Source organism: Kocuria kalidii, from assembly GCF_044462225.1.
In the GTDB taxonomy this organism is placed as follows: domain Bacteria; phylum Actinomycetota; class Actinomycetes; order Actinomycetales; family Micrococcaceae; genus Kocuria; species Kocuria kalidii.
Map to the genome: position 1 here is coordinate 97,311 of NZ_JBISWJ010000076.1, position 18,314 is coordinate 115,624.

The following is an 18,314-nucleotide window of genomic DNA, read 5'->3' on the forward strand; positions in this document are numbered from 1 at the left end:
GGGGTGCGGCGCTTCATGGGACGGTCCTTCCGGTGCCGTGCTGCCCGGCCGGGCGTCCGCCGTCGCGTACGGGGTGACGGACGCCCTGCCGGAGGCATGCCGACTCAGTGGTCGTGGCCTTCGTGGCCTTCGTGGTCTGTGTGGGTGTCGCTCGCGTGCCCGTGGTCCTTGTGTCCGGCCTCCGCGGTGGCGGGGGACTCCGGATCGCCGTCGACCACGGCGATCTCGGTCGGGGTCTCGGGCAGGTCGAAGGTGCCCACCACGGTGCCGGCGGCGATGTCGACCACGTGCAGCTGCTGGGCTGCCGCGTCGGTGACGTAGGCGCGGTCCCCGGCGACCTTCACGGCCGGGCCCGGCTCCTGCCACTCCTCCGGCTCCTCCCAGGGCTGGACCACGTCGACCTCGTGCAGGACCTCACCGGAGCCGGCGTCGAGGATGTTCAGCTGCCCGTCGTAGGTCAGCACCAGGGCCTCGCCCTCGGGTCCGCGCGCCAGGGACCGGAACCAGTAGGCCGAGCCGACGTCGACGGTGCGGACCGTGTCGGTGCGGGTGTCGATCAGACCGATCCTGGTGGGGCGCTCCTGCTCGGCGTCGGGGTCGGTCTTGTAGTCGGCGAGCACGACGGGGGAGTCATGGGAGCCGAACTGGTTGCCCGAGCGCTGGTAGTCCTCCTCCACGGCGACCTTGTGGAAGGCGCCGTCGCGGTAGACCACCGGGCCGTTCTCGCAGCCCAGGGACACGACGTCGCCCTGCTCGGTCGGGGCGGCCGTGGCCTCGCCGTGGACCCCGGGGCAGTCGGTGGTCTCGGCCACGACCTCGCCTGCCGGGGTGACGACCTGTACGGTGTCGCGGCTCTCCTCGGTGCCCTGGGTCAGCAGCAGGTTCCCGTCCGTCAGCGGCACGGCGACCCCGTGGTGGGGGGCCTCGGTGGTGTGCTCCTCCATCTCGCTGTCCTCCACCGCACCGTCGGAGAACGCCGCGGAGTCCAGGATCCGGATGCCTCCGCTGCCGTCGGCGAACAGCGCGGTCTTCCCCTCGTGCACCACGACGTGCGCGGCCTCGGGGGCGTCCAGGACGGTGTCGGTCAGGGCGGGGGCCTGCTCGTAGTAGTGGGAGTGGTCGCCGTGGCCCTGGTCGACCAGGCCGGAGTCGAAGAGGCGGAAGAGGTCCCCGTCGCTGACCAGCACGTGCCGGCCGTCCCCGGCGTTGTTCAGGCGGAGGAAGCCCTCGTGCTCGGTGGTCCCGAGCACCTCGCCGGATTCGGTGTCCACCGTCATCAGGCCGCCGTCGTAGCTCAGCACCACCCGGGGGGTGAGGGATGTGACCTCCTGGCGTGCCGCCGAGCTGCCGGAGGCGGACGGCGACCCGGAGGCCGTGCCGGGGGCCGTGGTGGCAGGTGCGTTCTGGGCGGCGGACTCGGTCTCGGCCGATCCGGGGGAGCAGGCCGACAGCGCCAGCGCGGCCACGGTGAGACCCGTCAGGGTCAGGGTGCGGGATGAAGTGTGCATGCTCGAAGCCTAAATGAGAATGACACCCATTCTCAACTAGCGCAGGGTGCAGAGGTGTTGCAGGCGGCCAAGTTGGCATTTGACAATCATTCTCACATCAAATGAGACTCGTTCGCATGAAGACTTCTCGTGCCGTCGTGTCCGCGTGTGCCGCCCTGTCGGTCGCAGTTCTGTCCGCCTGTGGTGGCGGCGTCCTTCTACCCCCTCCAGTACGTGAGCGAACGCGTCGGCGGGGACCTGGTCGCGGTGGAGTCGCTGACCCCGGCCGGGGCCGACGCCCACGACATGGAGCTGTCCCCGGCCGCGGTGGCCGACCTCGGCGAGGCCGACGTGGTGGTCTATCTCTCCGGCTTCCAGCCCGCGGTGGACGACGCGGTGGCCACGACCGCACCGGAGCACGTGCTCGACGCGGCGGGGCCCGCCGAACTGATGGCCGCGCCCGACCACGACCACGCTCACGAGGACCACGACCACGAGGGCCACGATCACGGCCACGAAGGGCACGACCACGGCGGTGTGGACCCGCACTTCTGGCTGGACCCGGTGCGGCTGGGGGCCGTGGCGCAGGAGCTCGCCCGCGAGTTCGGCGCGGCCGATCCCGGCAACGCCGACAGCTACGAGTCCAACGCGGCCGAACTGGCCCGTCAGCTCGACGAGCTCGACGACCGGTTCCGGGAGGGCCTGGCGTCCTGCGAGCAGCGGACGCTGGTGGCCGGCCACGAGGCCTACGGGTACCTGGCCGAGAAGTACGGCTTGGAGCAGGCCGGCGTCGCCGGCCTGGACCCGGAGGCCGAGCCGTCCCCGGCCCGGCTGGCCGAGGTCGGGGAGATCATCGAGGAGCAGGGGGTGACCACGGTGTTCACCGAGTCCCGGCTGAACCCCAAGGTCGCCCGGACCCTGGCCGAAGACCACGGCATCGACAGCGCCGTCCTGGACCCGGTCGAGTCCCAGGTGGACGGAACGAGGGACTACCAGCAGGTCATGCGGGCCAATCTCGAGGCTCTCCGTGCCGGACTCGGCTGCTGACCCGGCGTGCCGACGCCACCAGCAGGGGGATGCCCGCACCGGGTTTTTGCAGGATGAGAATGATAGTCATTACAGTAGGACACTGCTGGCGGTGTCTACACGAGGAGTGACCGTGCGCGGTGTTGCCCACTTGGACGTGGTGGATCTCGGTGTCTCCGCGGCGGGCCGGCCGCTGCTGCACGGGGTGGACCTCCGGGTGGCGCCCGGACAGCGGGTGGCACTGCTCGGGGCCTCGGGGTCGGGCAAGTCGCTGACGGCCATGGCCGTCCTGGGCCTGCTCGGACCTCAGTTCGGGGTCCAGGGCTCCCTGCGGGTCGCCGGCCGGGACCTGCCCTGGCGCCAGGCACCGGGGCGCCGCCCGGGGATGGCGGCGGTCTTCCAGGACTCGCAGGCCGCGCTGAACCCGGTGGTGCGCCTGGACCGGCAGCTCCTGCCCGCCGTGGCGCGCCGTCGCGGGGTCGGCTCGGCCGCCGCCGCCCGGGTCATCGCGGACCTGCTCCGCGAGGTCGGCTTCGAGGACCCGGAGCGGATCCTGCGCGCCCACCCCTCCCAGCTCTCGGGCGGGCAGCGGCAGCGGGTGTGCCTGGCCCTGGCCATGGCCGCGTCCCCGGACCTGCTGGTGGCCGACGAGCCGACCACCGCCCTGGACATGATCAGCCAGCGCCAGGTCGTCGAGGCCCTGCGCCGCTGCACGGGACAGGACCGCAGCGCCCTGCTGTTCATCACCCACGACCTGGCGGTCGCCGCCGACCTGTGCGACGACGTCGTCGTCATGGAGCGCGGACGGGTGGTCGAAGCGGGCCCGATGGAGCAGGTCGTCCGATCGCCGCAGGCGGCGTTCACCGCGGCCCTGGTGGAGGCCGCCCGCGCCGGTCTGCGGCCTGCCGCGGCACCGCTGGGCGCGGCCTCGTGAGCCCGGGGGCGGAGCCGACCACGCTGAGCGGGGTCGGTCTGACCAAGGCCTACCGGGGCCGCTCCGGTGTCGTCGCGGCGGTGCGGGGCGTGGACCTCACCGTGCGTGAGGGGGAGTCCCTGGGCCTGGTCGGCCCCTCGGGGTCCGGCAAGTCCACCGTGCTGTCCCTGCTGCTGGGGATGGAGCGCCCGGACCGGGGCGAGATCCTCTTCGACGGCGCGCCCCTGACCGGCCGGGAGCAGCTCCGGCGGGCCCGGCAGGCGGTGCAGTACATCCCGCAGGACCCGGCCTCCAGCCTGGATCCCCGCCGCAGCGTCGAACGCCAGCTGCGGGAACCGCTGCGCCGCTTCCGGATCCCGGGCGACCACTCCCGCCTGGTCCGGGACGCCCTGGAGCAGGTCGGGCTCGGCGCCGAGCACCTGGGCCGGCGGGCCCACGAGCTCTCCGGCGGCCAGGCCCAGCGCGTGGCCATCGCCCGGGCCCTGGTGACCCGCCCCCGGATCCTCCTGGCCGACGAGGCGGTGAGCGGGCTCGACCTGCCGCTGCGCAACCAGGTGCTGGAGCTGCTGAGCGAGCAGCGCGGCCGGAACGGGCTGGGGCTGCTGTTCATCTCCCACGACCTCACCGCGATCCGCAGCCTGTGCGACCGCGCGCTGGTGCTCGACCACGGGCAGGTGGTCGAGGAGGGTCCCGCGGACCGGCTCCTCGAGACCCCCCGCCACCCGACGACGCAGGAGCTGGTGGATGCTGTTCCGCGACTGTCCGCCTGAGACCCGCACCCTGCTGGGCGCCCAGCTGGTGTTCAACCTCGGCTTCTTCGCCGTGATCCCCTTCCTGGCCGGCGCCATGCGCTCCGACTACGGGCTGGGGGCCGCGGCGGTCGGGCTGGTCCTCGGGGCGCGCACCTTCAGCCAGCAGGGCATGTTCCTGCTCGGCGGGATCCTCGCGGACCGGTGGGGCGCCCGCCGGTCGATCCTCACCGGCTGCCTGGTCCGCATCTCCGGCTACGCCACGCTGCTGGGCGCCTCGGACCTGCCGCTGTTCCTGCTCGGCGCGGTGCTCACCGGGGCGGGCGGGGCGCTGTTCTCCCCGGCCCTGGAGGCGCAGCTCTCCCACGCGGACCAGCCGGCCCCGCCCGGCACGAAGCGCCGGTCCGTGTTCGTGTGGCTGGCCATCACCGGGGAGATCGGCGCCGTGCTGGGACCGCTGCTCGGCTCCGCCCTGCTGGGGTGGGGGTTCGACGCCGCGCTGACGGCCGGCATCGCCGTCTTCGCCGCGGTGACCGTCCTCCTGTGGTGGCGGCTGCCCGCGCCCCCCGCGCGCACGGACACTGCGCCGGCCGACACGGCCGACACGGCCGACACGGCGGACACGGCGGGCCGGCGTCCGTCGGTCCCGTCCCGTCCCGCCCTGGGATGTCTGCGCGACCGCCGCTTCCTCGCCTTCTGCGCGCTGGGCTCCGTGAACCTCCTGGCCTACAACCAGCTGTACTTCGCCATCCCCGTGGAGCTGGAGCGCCGCGGCCTGGGCCAGGCGTGGCTGGGCGGGCTGTTCCTGCTGGCGTCGGTGCTCACCCTCAGCCTGCAGCTGCCCGTCGCCGGCCTGGCCCGACGGGTCGGCTCCGGGCCCACGCTCTCGGCCGGTTTCGTTCTGCTGGCCGCGGCCTTCGCCGTGGCCGCCGGCACCGCCGTGCACCCCGGCGGTCCGACGGCGGAGGCGGTGGCACCGGTGCTGATCACCGTGGCGGTCCTGGTGCTGGGGCACATGGCCCTGACCCCCACGATCCTGTCGCTGGTCCCCGCGTTTCTCCACGCTCGGGACGCCTCGGGGCAAGGGGACGTCTCCGGCCGAGGGGCCTACTACGGGCTGGTCGCCACCTGCGGCGGCATCGCGGTCCTGGTGGGCAACACCGTGCTGGGGCGGCTGGTGGACGCCACCGACCGGTTCCAGTGGTGGGCCGGCACGCCGTGGGCCCCGCTGGTCCTGCTCGCCCTGCTTTCCGCCGTCGCGATCCCGCGGATGCTGCCCGACCGGCGGCCGCCCGGAATCTCCGCGTCACCATCCATCGAACACCACGACGAAAAGGCCTCCTGATGCCCCCTCGCCCCTCCGCTCCCCGCCTCACCCCTCGCCGGACCGGCCTCGGCCTCGCCGCTGTCAGCCTGCTGCTGCTCACCGGCTGCTTCGCCGAGGGCTCCGGCACCGCCTCCGCCGGGGGAGCCGGCGGCGCGACCGACGGCTCGACCGACGCCCGGATCGAGCTGGCCATGCTGCAGCCCCCGCGCTCGGGGCTGTCCCCGCTGAGCGACGACGCCTTCAAGCTCTCCCGCTGGTCCACCGCCGAGACCCTGGTGCGGCTGGACGAGGCCGGAGTCGCGCAGCCGATGCTGGCCACCGAGTGGGAGCAGCTCGACGACACCACGTGGTCCTTCGCCGTCCGCGACGGCGTCACCTTCCACGACGGCACCGAGCTCACCGCGGAGAACGCCGCCGCCTCCCTCGCCCGGGCGGTGGAGGCCGAGCCGGCCCCGCGCATCCTCGACGGGGTGGAGATGAGCGTGGCCGCCGACGGCGACACGGTGCGGGTCACCACCGCCGAGGCCGATCCGCTCGTGCCGCAGCGGCTGTCCAGCCCGCAGCTGTCCGTCCTGGCCCCGGCGGCCTACGAGGAAGGTGCCGTCACCCCGGTGGGCCACGGCACCGGTCCCTTCGAGCTCACCGCCGTGGACGGCACCTCCGGGGCCACCCTCGAGCGCTACGACGACTACTGGGACGGCGCCCCGGCCGCGGCCGGCATCGACGTGTCCTTCGTGCCCGACGGCACCGCCCGCGCCGCCGCCCTGCGCACGGGCGAGGCGGACGTCGTCGAGGCCGTGCCCGTGGGCCAGGCCGCCCAGGTGGAGGAGGACCTCCTGGCGGAGGTGCCCATGCCGCGCACCAACACCCTCTACCTCAACACCGAGGACGGGCCCTTCGCCGACCCTGCCCTGCGCGCCGCCGCCCGCGAGGCCCTGGACCCGCAGACCGTGGTGGACGGGGTCTACGAGGGCCGGGCCGACGTGGCCGCCGGGCTGCTGGGCCCGGCGATCCCCTACGCCGCGGGGGGCCGGGACACCGACGCCTACCGCGAGCTGCTCGCCGACCGCGCCGAGGCCGGGGACCCGGCCGGGCAGAAGATCACCATCGGCACCTTCACCGACCGGGCCGAGCTGCCCGAGGTCGCCGTCCAGCTCCAGCAGCAGCTCGAAGCGGCCGGGTTCGAGGTGGAGCTGGAGGTGCGCGAGTACCAGTACATCGAGGCCGACGCCCTGGACGGCGACTTCGACGCCTTCATCCTCTCCCGGGCCACGGTGCTCGATTCGGGTGATCCGGTGGCCTACATGGTCAGCGACTTCGGCTGCGAGGGCTCGTTCAACCTCTCCCAGTTCTGCTCCGGGACCGTCGACGACGCCCTGAACGCCGCGGAGCAGGCCGCTCCCGGCGAGGAGCGCCAGGAGGCGATCATGGCCGCCGAAGCGGCGATCCTGGCCGAGGACGCGGCGATCCCGATGCTCCACGAGCGCGTCATCCAGGGTGAGCAGAGCGGCGTGGGGGGCGCGGTCCGCGATCCGCGCGAGCGCGAGCTCATCACTGCTGAGACCACCGTCGCCGAGTGAGGGGACGGGCAGGGGCCGCGGCCCTGGTCTCCCGCGCCGCGGCCTTCGCCGCTGTCGTCGTGCTGATCGGGGCCCTGCCGTGGCTCTCGGGCAACAGCCCGGAGTACACGGTCCTGCGGGCCCGCTACGCGGACCGGCCGGCCACCCCGGAGGTGCTGGCCCAGATCCGGACCGAGCTCGGCCTGGACGGCGGACCGCTCGCCGTGTTCGCCGACTGGGCGTCCGGGGTGCTCACCGGGGACTTCGGCACCTCCTGGATCAGCGGGCGCCCGGTCCTGCCCGGCGTCCTGGGGGCCATGGGGGTGTCCCTGACCCTGATGGGTGCGGCCCTGCTCGTCGCCCTGGTCGTGGCCGCTCTGACCTGCGTGCCCACCGTCCGCAGCGGGCTCGCCGGGCGCCCCGCCCGCGGGGCCGGGGCGGCGGCCGCCGCGCTGACCGCTCTGCCGGAGTTCCTGCTCGCGGCCGTGCTGCTGATCGTCGTGGCCGTCTGGGCGGGCTGGCTGCCGCCCTACGGGTGGCGGGGACCCGAGCACGTGGTGCTGCCGGCCCTGGCGCTCGGCCTGCCTGCGGGCGGACTGATCGGCCGGCTGCTCTCGACCGCGCTGGCGGGGGCCTTCACCGAGCGCTGGGTGCACACGTGGGCCGTGGCTGGGCACTCCGGGCCCCGGATCGCGCTCGCGGCGCTGCACCGCGCGCTGCCCGGGGTGATCGGGCAGATCGCGCTCGTCGTCGTCGGGCTCACCGGAGGGGCGGTGCCGGTCGAGGAGGTCTTCGCGATCCCCGGCCTGGGCCGGACCCTGCTCGGGGCCGCCGCGTCCCAGGACATCCCCACCCTGCAGGCCGGGGTGCTGCTCCTGCTCGTCGTCGCCGGGATCTGCGGGGCCCTGGCGGCCCTGGCCCGCCGGGCGCTGCTGGGCCCGGCCGCCCGCTCCGGGGACCTGCCCGTCCCCGGGCCGCCGGCGGGCCGGGGACGGTCCTGGTGGACGGTGCCGGCCGTCTCGGGGGCCCTGCTGCTGGGACTGATCGTCGCCGGGCTGCTCCGGGACCCCTACACCTCCGCCCACGAGAGACTCGAGGCGCCCTCCTGGGCGCTGCCGCTGGGGGCCGACGCCGCAGGACGCGACGTGCTGGCGCGCGTGGGCCACGGCGCCCTGGACACCCTGGGCCTCGCCCTGGTCGTGGTCGCCGCCTGCCTGGTCATCGGCCTCGTCGTCGGCGTGACCGGGGCGTGGTCGACCGGGCCGGTCGAGGTCACCAACGCGGCACCGCCGATCATCGCCGGCATCCTCGTCGTGGCGGTGGCCGGCCCGTCGGCGGCCGGAGCCGCCCTCGCCGTCACCCTGGTCAGCTGGGCGCCGTTGGCCGCCCACACCGCCGCCCTCGTCGGGGAGATCTCGGCCCGGCCCTACGTCCGGGTGCTGCCCCTGCTCGGTGTCGGCCCGGTCCGGGTCCTGGCCGGGACCGTCCTGCCCACCCTGCTGCCGGAGGTGACCCGGCACGCGATCCTGCGCCTGCCCGGCACCGCCCTGGCCATCGCCGGCCTCGGCTTCCTGGGCCTGGGGCAGCAGCCGCCGGCCCCGGAGTGGGGGCTGCTGCTCGCCGAGGGCATCGGCTACGTCGAGCGCGCCCCGTGGACCGTGCTCGGCCCCGCGGGTGCCCTGGTGCTCGCCTCCGTCCTGGCCGTCTCCCTCTCCAGTGCCGACGGAGCGCGGCGGACGCCGCGACCCGGACCGGGGCCCGTCAGCACGGACCCTGTCCCCCGCCCGGGGAAGGAGCTGGTGGGGTCCGGGACGTCGGCGCGGCCGGGGCCGAATTGACCATCGTTCTCATTTTGTTGAGAATGGATCTCATGAAACTTCGACCCGGGCCGACGCCCCCGGAGGACCGCTCGGTGATCCGCACGGAGGACCTCACCGTGGTGCTCGGCGCCGCCCCCGTGCTGCGCGGGGTGGACCTCGCGGTGGCCGACGGCGAGGCCGTGGCCCTGATGGGCGGCAACGGCTCCGGCAAGTCGACCCTCATCAAGGCCCTGCTCGGCGTCGTGCCCATCGCCTCCGGCCGTGCCCGGCTCTGGGGGGCGGACGTCGCCGGCGCACGCCGGGACGTGCCGTGGTCGCGCACCGGGTACGTCCCGCAGCGCGTCGGCGTCGGCGCCGGGGTGCCGGCCACCGCGCTGGAGGTCGTCGCCTCGGGGCTGGTGGGCCACCGGCGCCTGCGTCCGGGCGCCGGCGGCCGCCGCGCGTGCCTCGAGGCCCTGGAGCAGGTCGGCCTGGCCGACCGGGCGCACGAGAGCGTGGCGATCTTCTCCGGCGGCCAGCAGCAGCGCGTGCTGATCGCCAGGGCACTCGTGCGGCAGCCCCGGCTGCTGCTCCTGGACGAGCCCCTCTCCGGCGTGGACCAGGTCTCCAAGGAAGCCGTGGCCCGCATCCTGGCCGGGCTCCGGGCCGACGGCACCACGCTGCTGGTCGTGCTGCACGAGCTGGGCGAACTGGCCCCCCTGCTGGACCGCGCCGTGGTGCTGCGCCACGGGCGCATCGTCCACGACGGACGCCCCCCGCAGCCGGCCCCGGGGCACGACGCCCCCGATCACGAGCACCTGCACCCCCACGGGGATCCGCACGCAGCCGTCCCCACCGCCCCCGATCTCCACGGAAAGCCGCAGTGACCATGCTCGACACCCTCGCCGCCATGCTGGCCAGCCCCCTGATGCAGCGCGGCCTGCTGATCGCCGCCCTCGTGGGGATCTCCGCGCCGGTGATCGGCACCTACCTCGTCCAGCGGCGCCTGGCCCTGCTCGGCGACGGCATCGGCCACGTCGCGCTGACCGGGGTGGCCATGGGCTGGCTGGCCGGCTCCGCGGCCGGGCTCACCCCGCACGACGCCCTGGCCGTGCCCGGCGCGGTGGTCGCGGCGATCGTCGGGGCCGTGCTCATCGAGGTGATGCGCACCAAGGGCCGCACCAGCGGGGACGTCGCCCTGGCCCTGCTGTTCTACGGCGGTATCGCCGGCGGCGTGCTGCTCATCGGGCTGGCCGGCGGCACCTCCGCCAACCTCACCGGCTACCTCTTCGGCTCCATCGCCACCGTCACGCCCCTGGACGTCTGGCTGACCGCCGGGCTGGCCGCGGTGGTCCTCGGCGTGGGGCTCGGGCTGCGCCCGGCCCTGTTCTCCCTGTGCCACGACGAGGAGTTCGCCCTCGCCACCGGTCTGCCGGTGCGGGCCCTGAACATCCTGGTGGCCGTCATGGCGGCGCTGACCGTGTCCGTGTCGATGCGCGTGGTCGGCGTGCTGCTGGTCTCGGCGGTGATGATCGTCCCGGTCGCCGTCGCCCAGCTGGTCACCCGCTCCTTCGCCGGGACCATGGGCACGGCCATGGCCGTGGGTGCCGGGGTCTGCGTGACGGGCCTGTCCATCACCTACTTCCACCCGCTGTCCCCCGGGGCCACGATCGTGGTCCTGGCCATCGCCTGCTACGCCCTGACCCTGCTCGCCCGACCCCTCCTCGGGCGCACCCGGCGCCACGGCGGATCCCACGGCACGGATCCCCTGCACCACGCCGAGGACGACCTCCAGCTACGAGGAGCATGACCATGTCCCGGACCACCCGCCAGCGCTCCGCCCTGGCCGAGCTGCTCGAGCACACCCCCGAGTTCCGCTCGGCCCAGCAGCTCCACGCCATGCTGGGGGAGCAGGGGGAGCCCGTCTCCCTCGCCACCGTCTACCGGAACCTCAACGCCCTGGCCGAGGCCGGGGAGATCGACGCCCTCGCCGCCCCGGGCGGGGAGACCCGGTACCGCCGCTGCGTCCGCACGGAGCACCACCACCACCTGGTGTGCCGCACCTGCGGGCACACCGTGGAGATCGCCGAGACCCAGGTGGAGCGCTGGGCCGCCCAGGCCGCACGCCGGCACGGGTTCACCGAGGTCTCCCACGCGATCGAGCTCCACGGGATCTGCGCCGCCTGCCGGCGGAGCACTCCGTGAGGGCCGGCGCACGTCGCCGGAGTTGACAACGGTTCTCAATCATCACGAGAATCGTTCTCATGGCCCTTTCCCGTGCTCTCGTCGTGCCGCTGTCCCTGACGGCCGCCCTCGCCCTGTCCTCCTGCGCCTCCGGTTCCGCCGACCCGTCGGCCACCACCGCCGGGGGTGGCCCGGACGGGGCGCTGACCGTGCAGGCGTCCTTCTACCCCTTGGAGTACGTCACGGAGCGCGTCGGCGGTGACCTCGTCGAGGTGGAGTCGCTGACCCCGGCCGGGGGCGAGCCGCACGACCTGGAGCTGTCCCCGTCCGCCGTCGACAGCCTGCGCACCGCGGACGCCGTGGTGTACCTTTCCGGCTTCCAGCCGGCGGTCGACGACGCGGTGGCCCAGGCCGCCCCCGAGCACGTCCTCGACGCCGCGCACGCCGGGGTGGAGGGCGAGGAGGCGCACTCGGCCGAGGAGCACGCGGCCGCGGAGGAGTCCCACGCGGAGGAGGCCCACGGCGAGGACGCCCCTGCCGGGGAGTCCCACGCCGAGGAGGAGCAAGCAGCAGCAACCGGTGCGGACGGCCACGACCACGGCGGCGAGGACCCGCACTTCTGGCTGGACCCGGAGCGGCTCGCCGCGGTGGCGACGGAGGTCGCCCACGAACTGGCCGAGGTCGACCCGGACAACGCCGCGGCCTACGAGGCCAACGCCGAGGAGCTCTCCCAGGAGCTGGCGGCCCTGGACGAGGAGTTCGCCGAGGGGCTGGCCACCTGCGAGCGGGACACCATCGTCGTCTCCCACGAGGCCTACGGGTACCTGGCCGAGAAGTACGACCTCGAGCAGGTGGCCGTGGCCGGGATCGATCCCGACACCGAGCCCTCCCCGGCACGCCTGGCGGAGATCGGCGAGGTCGTCGAGGCGCAGGGCGTCACCACGGTGTTCTCGGAGTCCCTGGTCAACCCCAAGGTCGCCGAGACCCTGGCGGCCGAGCACGGGATCGAGACGGCCGTGCTGGACCCGGTGGAGGGCCTGGTCGACGAGAGCGCCGATTACCAGCAGGTCATGCGCGAGAACCTCGAGACGCTGCGCACGGCGCTGGACTGCGCGTAGGGCTGCGGCGAGGGCCTCTGCCCGTCAAGGGCCGCCGGGGACGGGCCGCGTGCCGGACGGTCCGAGGCAATGGGGCACGAAAAAATGCGCTATCCATTGCCCCCGGCGAGGCGCATCCTGGAAGGACGAAGAGGTCGCAGCCCCCGGCCCGGCCTCGTGGAACTCCCAGGAGGAACTGCCATGGCCACCACCGAGTTCGCCCCCGTCTCCGACTGCACCGTGGGCCAGTGCTCGTTCAACCACGAGCACGAGTGCACGGCGCACGCCATCACCGTGACCGGCTCGTCCGGCCACGCCCACTGCGGGACCTTCATCTCGATCGGCCCCGACGGCGGCCTGCCCACCGTCCACGCCGAGGTCGGCGCCTGCCAGCGCTCCGAGTGCGTGCACAACGAGCACCTCATGTGCACCGCCCACGACGTGAAGATCGGGGCGGGCGCCGACGAGGCCGACTGCCTCACCTACCAGGCCGCCTGACCCGGTCTGGCGTGCCCGGACAGCGGCCGGGCCCCGGCGGCGTAGCGTAGGGCGTCCGGGAACGACCACGAGGTCGTTCCCGGACCCACCCCGCCGCACCGCCCAAGGAGACCGTTTCGTGGAGCCCGAACCGCTGGAACCGATCGTCCGCTTCCTCACCGTGGACCGCACCGAGGACCTCGAGGGGCTCGCCGCGCGCATCCCCGGATCGGGCTTCCTCTGCTTCTACCCCAACGACGAGGAGTACACGGGCTTCGTCGACGGATCGGGACGGCTCTGGCTGCGCGGCGACGACGCCACCCCCGCGCGAGAGCTCCTGGCGGTGCTCGAGCCGCCGTTCCGCATCGCCTACCCGGTGGCCCCGGCCGTGACGGGTGACCAGGACGCGGTCGTCTCCGCCGGCGTGCTGCAGACCCCGGACGAGCTGGAGGCCTACCGGGCCCGCTTCGCCGACGTCGAGGGGGACGCCGATCTCGACCACCAGGCCCACGCCGTGGACGCGAGCGGCCAGCACTGGACCCTGATGGCCGGCACGGACGCGGACCAGGTGCTGGCCGTGTGCTTCGGCCGGGACGAGGCCGGCCGGCCGTTCTCCGAGCAGACCTCCTTCGACGCCGAGTCCCTGCCCCTGCCCATCACCGTGGTGGAGCTGGACTGAGACCCGGTCCGCGGACCCCCGGCGCGGCGCCGGGAGCGCTCGCCGTCCCCGACGTCGTGCCGGGGGCGGGCCCCTACGCCGGGTCGCGCCGGGACTCGGCGACCGCCAGGAGACCGCCGACCAGGAACATCACGGTCGCCCCCAGCACGATCAGCAGCGGCACGGTCCAGCCGCCCGTGGCGGAGTTCAGCGCCCCCATCAGCGGCGGACCGACGGTCGCGGCCAGGTAGCCGCTGCCCTGGATGCGCGCGGAGGTCCCCGCGGCCTCGGCGTCGCTGCGCACGATGCGCGCGACGATCGAGAAGATCGCGGTGAAGCCGCCGCCCTGGGCGACGCCGCCGACGACCGACCACACGACGTACCCCTCGGGCGCGACCAGCAGCCCGACGGGCAGGGCGATCCACAGCGCCCCGATGACGGCCACGGGTGCCCACTCCGGCGCGCGGGCGGCCAGCAGGGGCACGCCCAGGGCCCCGGCGATGGCGGCGACCTGGAAGAGCGAGGCGCTCGCCCCGGAGGCCGCCAGGCTCAGCCCGCGGGTGTCGGCCAGCAGGGTGGGCAGCCAGGCGGTCACCGAGTAGTAGGAGAAGGCCTGCCCGCAGAAGGCGAAGGTCAGCCACCAGCCCGTGCGCCGGACCCGTGCGGTGCCCCGGGCCTGTCTCAGCGCCCCGGTGGCGGTGCTGGGCTCGGCGGGGGCGGAGTCGGCGGCCGGTGCGCCGGCCCGGCGGCGTGCCACGCCCAGCCAGAAGACCAGGGCCGCCAGCGTCAGCACGCCCCAGGCCGCCAGCGCCCCGCGCCAGCCGACCACCGCGGCCAGCGGCGCCGTGCCCAGCGCGGTGATCATCGACCCGACGTTGAGCGAGGCGGTGTAGGCGGCGGTCACCACGGGCACCCGGCGCCAGGAGACGTCGCGCCGGATGATCACCGGGACCACGATGTTGCCGATGGCGATCGCGGCGCCGATGACCACGGTGCCGGCCAGGACCGCCGGGAAGGGGCCGGCCGAGCGGATCACCGTCCCGGCCAGCACGCCCGCCAGGCAGGCGAGCACCGCCGCCTCGGGACCGGCGCGGCCGATCAGCTTCGAGGCCAGCGGTGTGACGACGGCGAAGAGCAGCACGGGGAGACCCGTGAGCAGGCCCGCGGTCGCCGCCGAGAGCCCGAGGTCGGCCTGGAGCTCCGTGATGACGGGCGTCGGGGCAATGATCGGCCCGCGCAGGCTCAGCGCGACGAGCACGATGCCGACGACGACCCACGGCAGGGCCCGCGCGGGAACGGAGCGCGTGCTCATCCCAGCCCTCCCGGGCGCGCGGCGGCCGCGGCAGCACGCCGCCGCCGGGGGGCGGAGCGTCCGGTGGGCTCCGGACACGACTCGGACGTGGTGCTCATGGCGGCTCCTGGGACAGGGCGGGACGGGGTGCACGCACCCGCGGAGGCGCGTCCGGCGGTGGCGGACGGGGCCGGCCGGTGCAGGGGTGCTGGTGCAGCTCCTGCCCGAGCGCGCCGTGACCACCGCGGGCGGGATGGGTGCTCCCGCCAGCTTGCCAGATCCGCACCGCACCGCGGGACGGACGTGGGCAGCCCCACACCGCCCGGGATGTGCGCCGGAGTCCGGCCGCCGGTAGGTTCGTGCTGGCCACCCGGCGCGACGCCGGGCGGCCCTGCCCCGAGGTCGGCGCGGCACAGCCGTCGCCGACGGCGGACCTGGCGCTCCCCATGCCCCGGAATCCGGTGGCACGCACGAAAGGCACCCCATCCCATGACCCACCCCGCCTCCCGCACGGCCACGACCGGCTCCGCCCTGCTGCTCGCGGCCGGGCTGACCGCTCTCGGGCTGTCCCCGGCCGCCGCCCACGTCTCGGCGAGCTCGACCACCACTGCCGCCGAGGGGTGGGCCCGGATCACGTTCACCGTGCCCAACGAGTCGGACACCGCCTCGACCGAGAAGCTCGAGGTGCGGCTGCCCACGGACACCCCGTTCTCCTCGGTGCGGGTCCAGCCCGTCGAGGGCTGGACCGCCGAGCTGACCGAGGAGGAGCTGCCCGAGCCCGTGCAGGTGGGGGAGGGCGCCATCACCGAGGCCGTCACCACCATCACCTGGACCGCGGACGAGGAGCACGCGATCGCGCCGGACCAGTTCCAGACCTTCACGATCTCGGCCGGTCCGCTGCCGGCCGCGGGCACCACCCTGGTGCTGCCCGCGACCCAGTCCTACACCGACGGGCGCACCGTGGCCTGGGACGAGACCCACGCCGAGGGCGAGGACGAGCCCCAGCACCCGGCGCCGTCCCTGACCACGACCGCCGCCGAGGGCGAGGGTCACGCCCACGGCGCGGGCTCCGGGGACCCCTCCGCCGAGGCGGCCGCCGCCGAGGCGTCCGGCACGGAGGCTCCGGCCACCGAGGCGTCCTCGACCGAGGGGACGTCCACGGGGTCCGCCCTCACCTGGGTCGCCCTGGTCGCCGGTCTGCTCGGACTGGCCGCCGGCGTCGTCGCCCTGCTCCGGACGCGGCGCAGGGGCTGAGCAGCCGATCCGGGCGTAGGGTTTCGAGCATGTCTAACATCGGACGTCTGCTGGATCTCGAATCCATCCGTCTCGACGAATCGGCGGGGGACTGGCGTGCCGCCATCACGTGCGCCGGCAGGCTCCTCGAGCGCCAGGGCGCCATCAGCGGCGACTACACCCGGGCCATGATCAGCAGTGTCGAGGAGAACGGCCCGTACATCGTCGTCGCGCCCGGCTTCGCCTTCGCCCACGCCCGGCCCTCGGAGGCCGTGCACCGCACCGCGATGTCCTGGGTCCGGCTGGCTCACCCGGTCGAGTTCGGGCACGCGGCGAACGACCCCGTCACCCTCGTCGTGGCCCTGTCCGCCGACGACCCCAAGGCCCACATGCGGGCCATGCGGGATTTGGCCACGCTGCTGGGGTCGCCGGAGACCCGGGCGGCCCTGGACCGGGCGGCCACGCCCGAGGAGGTGCTCTCCCTGCTCACGCAGGACGCCCCGGCCCGCGGCCCGGAGGCGACCACGACGAGGGAGGCGGCGCCCGCGACGGCGGCGCCCGCGGTGACGGAGGCGGCGACGGAGCCCGCGACCGGGGCGGCCACCGAGAGCCGCAACAAGATCCTGACCGTCTGCGGCAACGGGCTCGGCACGAGCCTGTTCCTGAAGAACACCCTGGAGCAGGTGCTCGACCACTGGGGCTGGAGCTCCTACCTCACGGTCGAGGCCACCGACACCATCTCCGCCCGGGGCAAGGCCAAGGAGGCCGACTTCATCCTCACCTCGGGGGAGATCGCCCGCGCCCTTGGGGACGTCGGTGTCCCCGTGAAGGTGATCGAGAACTTCACCAGCACCACCGAGCTCGACGCCGCCATGCGCGAGCTGTACGACGTCTGAAAGCAGGAACACCGTGAACTGGCTCGTCAGCATCCCCGAGTTCCTGGTCAGCGAGATCCTGGCCGTCCCCGCATTCCTCATCGGCATCATCACCGCTGTCGGCCTGGCCGCCCTGCACAAGAGCATCGGCCAGATCGTCGGCGGCGCCATCAAGGCCACGCTCGGCTTCCTGCTGATCGGCGCCGGCGCCACACTCGTCGTCGCCTCCCTGGAGCCGCTGGGCGCGATGATCCTGGGCGCCACCGGCGCCCAGGGCGTGATCCCCACCAACGAGGCCATCGCCGGGATCGCCCAGGCCGAGTACGGGGCCCAGGTCGCGTGGCTGATGATCCTCGGCTTCGCCGTCAGCCTCGTGCTCGCCCGCTTCACCCCGCTGCGGTACGTCTTCCTCACCGGGCACCACGTCCTGTTCATGGCGACGATGCTGACCATCATCCTGGCCACCGCCGGCTACGACGGCTGGGTGACCGTGCTCCTGGGGGCCCTGCTCCTCGGCATCCTGATGGTGTCCCTGCCGGCGCTCGCCCACCCGTGGACCCGCCGGATCACCGGAGACGACAGCATCGCCATCGGGCACTTCGGCACCGCCGGGTACATCGCCGCCGGCGCGGTGGGGCAGCTGGTCGGCAAGAAGAGCCGGTCCACCGAGGACGCGACGCTGCCGGAGGGGCTGCGCTTCCTGCGTGACTCCATGGTCGCCACGGCGCTGTCCATGGCGCTGATGTACGTGGTCCTCGCCGTGCTGTTCCTGGTCCGGGCGGGGGCCGACGAGGCCTTTACCGCGTTCGAAGGCGGAGCCACCGGTGTGGGCAACTACATCATGATGTCGATCACCCAGGGGCTGCAGTTCGGGGTGGCCGTCGCCGTGATCCTCTTCGGCGTGCGCACCATCCTGGGGGAACTGGTCCCGGCGTTCCAGGGGATCGCGGCCAAGGTGGTCCCCGGCGCCATCCCGGCGCTCGACGCGCCCATCGTCTTCCCCTACGCGCAGAACGCCGTCCTGCTGGGCTTCATCTCCAGCTTCGTCGGGGGGCTGGTCGGTCTGTTCGTCCTGTCCGTCTGGCTGAATCCCGCCATCGGGGTCGCGCTGATCCTGCCGGGGCTGGTTCCACACTTCTTCACCGGTGGCGCGGCCGGTGTCTACGGCAACGCGACCGGCGGGCGTCGCGGGGCTCTCGCCGGCGGTTTCGTCAACGGTCTCCTCATCACGTTCCTGCCCGCTTTCCTGCTCTCTGTCCTGGGGACCTTCGGGTCCGAGAACACCACCTTCGGCGACGCCGACTTCGGGTGGTTCGGCATCGCCGTCGGCTCCGCGGCCAAGATCGGCTCCGTCGGCGGCATCCTGGTGATCCTGCTGATCGGCCTCGGGGTGCTGGGCGTGGCCGTGCTGGTGCAGCGTCGAGTGGTGGACACCCGGTGGGACCCGGCGGCGGGCCGGGCGTGGCCCGGAGCGGCGGGGGAGCGCGAGACCACGGCGGTGGCCGCGTCGGGTCCCTCGCTCGCACATCCCAAGATCGCTCCGCCGAAGGGCGCGCCCGCCCCGCCGCCGCCTCCGGGCTGATCCGGCGCTTCCGGGGTCGCCGGGCGGCCCGTGTGT

17 protein-coding genes are annotated in these 18,314 nt (G+C 74.3%); 15 read left to right on the top strand and 2 right to left on the bottom strand.

The window, feature by feature from the left end:
* Positions 1 to 104: 104 nt before the first annotated feature.
* The gene (locus tag ACH9D3_RS11300; protein ID WP_396410978.1) at positions 105 to 1,508 is read right to left on the bottom strand and encodes a hypothetical protein; all 1,404 of its coding nucleotides are present in this window, start codon (positions 1,506 to 1,508) and stop codon (positions 105 to 107) included.
* A 213-nt stretch (positions 1,509 to 1,721) separates the two neighbouring features.
* Here ACH9D3_RS11300 and ACH9D3_RS11305 point away from each other — a divergent pair, with 213 nt between their 5' ends.
* From ACH9D3_RS11305 to ACH9D3_RS11360, 12 genes are all read left to right on the top strand, one after another.
* The gene (locus ACH9D3_RS11305; RefSeq protein WP_396410979.1) at positions 1,722 to 2,534 is read left to right on the top strand and encodes a metal ABC transporter solute-binding protein, Zn/Mn family; all 813 of its coding nucleotides are present in this window, start codon (positions 1,722 to 1,724) and stop codon (positions 2,532 to 2,534) included.
* Between the two features lie 112 nt (positions 2,535 to 2,646).
* Entirely contained in the window at positions 2,647 to 3,447 is an 801-nt protein-coding gene (locus ACH9D3_RS11310) for an ATP-binding cassette domain-containing protein (RefSeq protein WP_396410980.1), read from the top strand.
* Positions 3,444 to 4,217 carry an ATP-binding cassette domain-containing protein gene (locus ACH9D3_RS11315; protein WP_396410981.1) on the top strand — a complete coding sequence of 258 codons (774 nt, stop codon included), beginning with the start codon at positions 3,444 to 3,446 and terminating at the stop codon, positions 4,215 to 4,217. The genes ACH9D3_RS11310 and ACH9D3_RS11315 overlap by 4 nt, the downstream gene beginning before the upstream one ends.
* Positions 4,192 to 5,541, top strand: coding sequence for an MFS transporter (locus ACH9D3_RS11320; protein ID WP_396410982.1), 1,350 nt, complete (start codon positions 4,192 to 4,194; stop codon positions 5,539 to 5,541). The genes ACH9D3_RS11315 and ACH9D3_RS11320 overlap by 26 nt, the downstream gene beginning before the upstream one ends.
* A complete protein-coding gene (locus tag ACH9D3_RS11325; RefSeq protein ID WP_396410983.1) occupies positions 5,541 to 7,103 on the top strand; it encodes an ABC transporter substrate-binding protein in 1,563 nt (520 codons plus the stop codon). The genes ACH9D3_RS11320 and ACH9D3_RS11325 overlap by 1 nt, the downstream gene beginning before the upstream one ends.
* Positions 7,100 to 8,920, top strand: a complete 1,821-nt coding sequence (locus tag ACH9D3_RS11330) for an ABC transporter permease subunit (protein WP_396410984.1) — start codon at positions 7,100 to 7,102, stop codon at positions 8,918 to 8,920. Before ACH9D3_RS11325 ends, ACH9D3_RS11330 begins: the two co-directional genes overlap by 4 nt.
* A 32-nt stretch (positions 8,921 to 8,952) precedes the next feature.
* Positions 8,953 to 9,768, top strand: coding sequence for a metal ABC transporter ATP-binding protein (locus ACH9D3_RS11335; protein WP_396399878.1), 816 nt, complete (start codon positions 8,953 to 8,955; stop codon positions 9,766 to 9,768).
* Positions 9,765 to 10,691 carry a metal ABC transporter permease gene (locus tag ACH9D3_RS11340; protein ID WP_396399876.1) on the top strand — a complete coding sequence of 309 codons (927 nt, stop codon included), beginning with the start codon at positions 9,765 to 9,767 and terminating at the stop codon, positions 10,689 to 10,691. Before ACH9D3_RS11335 ends, ACH9D3_RS11340 begins: the two co-directional genes overlap by 4 nt.
* Positions 10,692 to 10,693: 2 nt before the next feature.
* On the top strand, positions 10,694 to 11,086 hold the full coding sequence (locus ACH9D3_RS11345; RefSeq protein ID WP_396399875.1) for a Fur family transcriptional regulator: 393 nt from the start codon (positions 10,694 to 10,696) through the stop codon (positions 11,084 to 11,086).
* 59 nt (positions 11,087 to 11,145) lie between these two features.
* A complete protein-coding gene (locus tag ACH9D3_RS11350) occupies positions 11,146 to 12,183 on the top strand; it encodes a metal ABC transporter solute-binding protein, Zn/Mn family (protein ID WP_396410985.1) in 1,038 nt (345 codons plus the stop codon).
* A 180-nt stretch (positions 12,184 to 12,363) separates the two neighbouring features.
* Positions 12,364 to 12,660 carry a DUF1540 domain-containing protein gene (locus ACH9D3_RS11355; protein WP_396399866.1) on the top strand — a complete coding sequence of 99 codons (297 nt, stop codon included), beginning with the start codon at positions 12,364 to 12,366 and terminating at the stop codon, positions 12,658 to 12,660.
* A 118-nt stretch (positions 12,661 to 12,778) separates the two neighbouring features.
* The gene (locus ACH9D3_RS11360; RefSeq protein WP_396410986.1) at positions 12,779 to 13,318 is read left to right on the top strand and encodes a hypothetical protein; all 540 of its coding nucleotides are present in this window, start codon (positions 12,779 to 12,781) and stop codon (positions 13,316 to 13,318) included.
* Positions 13,319 to 13,391: 73 nt separating this feature from the next.
* Here the strand turns inward: ACH9D3_RS11360 and ACH9D3_RS11365 are convergent, their stop codons facing one another.
* Entirely contained in the window at positions 13,392 to 14,609 is a 1,218-nt protein-coding gene (locus ACH9D3_RS11365) for an MFS transporter (RefSeq protein WP_396410987.1), read from the bottom strand.
* 468 nt (positions 14,610 to 15,077) lie between these two features.
* Here ACH9D3_RS11365 and ACH9D3_RS11370 point away from each other — a divergent pair, with 468 nt between their 5' ends.
* The 3 genes from ACH9D3_RS11370 to ACH9D3_RS11380 are packed head-to-tail and all read left to right on the top strand — an operon-like array spanning position 15,078 to position 18,278.
* Entirely contained in the window at positions 15,078 to 15,842 is a 765-nt protein-coding gene (locus ACH9D3_RS11370; protein ID WP_396410988.1) for a DUF1775 domain-containing protein, read from the top strand.
* 29 nt (positions 15,843 to 15,871) lie between these two features.
* Positions 15,872 to 16,717 (top strand): PTS sugar transporter subunit IIA, encoded by an 846-nt coding sequence (locus ACH9D3_RS11375; RefSeq protein WP_396410989.1) that lies wholly within the window; start codon positions 15,872 to 15,874, stop codon positions 16,715 to 16,717.
* Between the two features lie 13 nt (positions 16,718 to 16,730).
* Entirely contained in the window at positions 16,731 to 18,278 is a 1,548-nt protein-coding gene (locus ACH9D3_RS11380; protein WP_396399859.1) for a PTS ascorbate transporter subunit IIC, read from the top strand.
* Positions 18,279 to 18,314 lie beyond the last annotated feature (36 nt).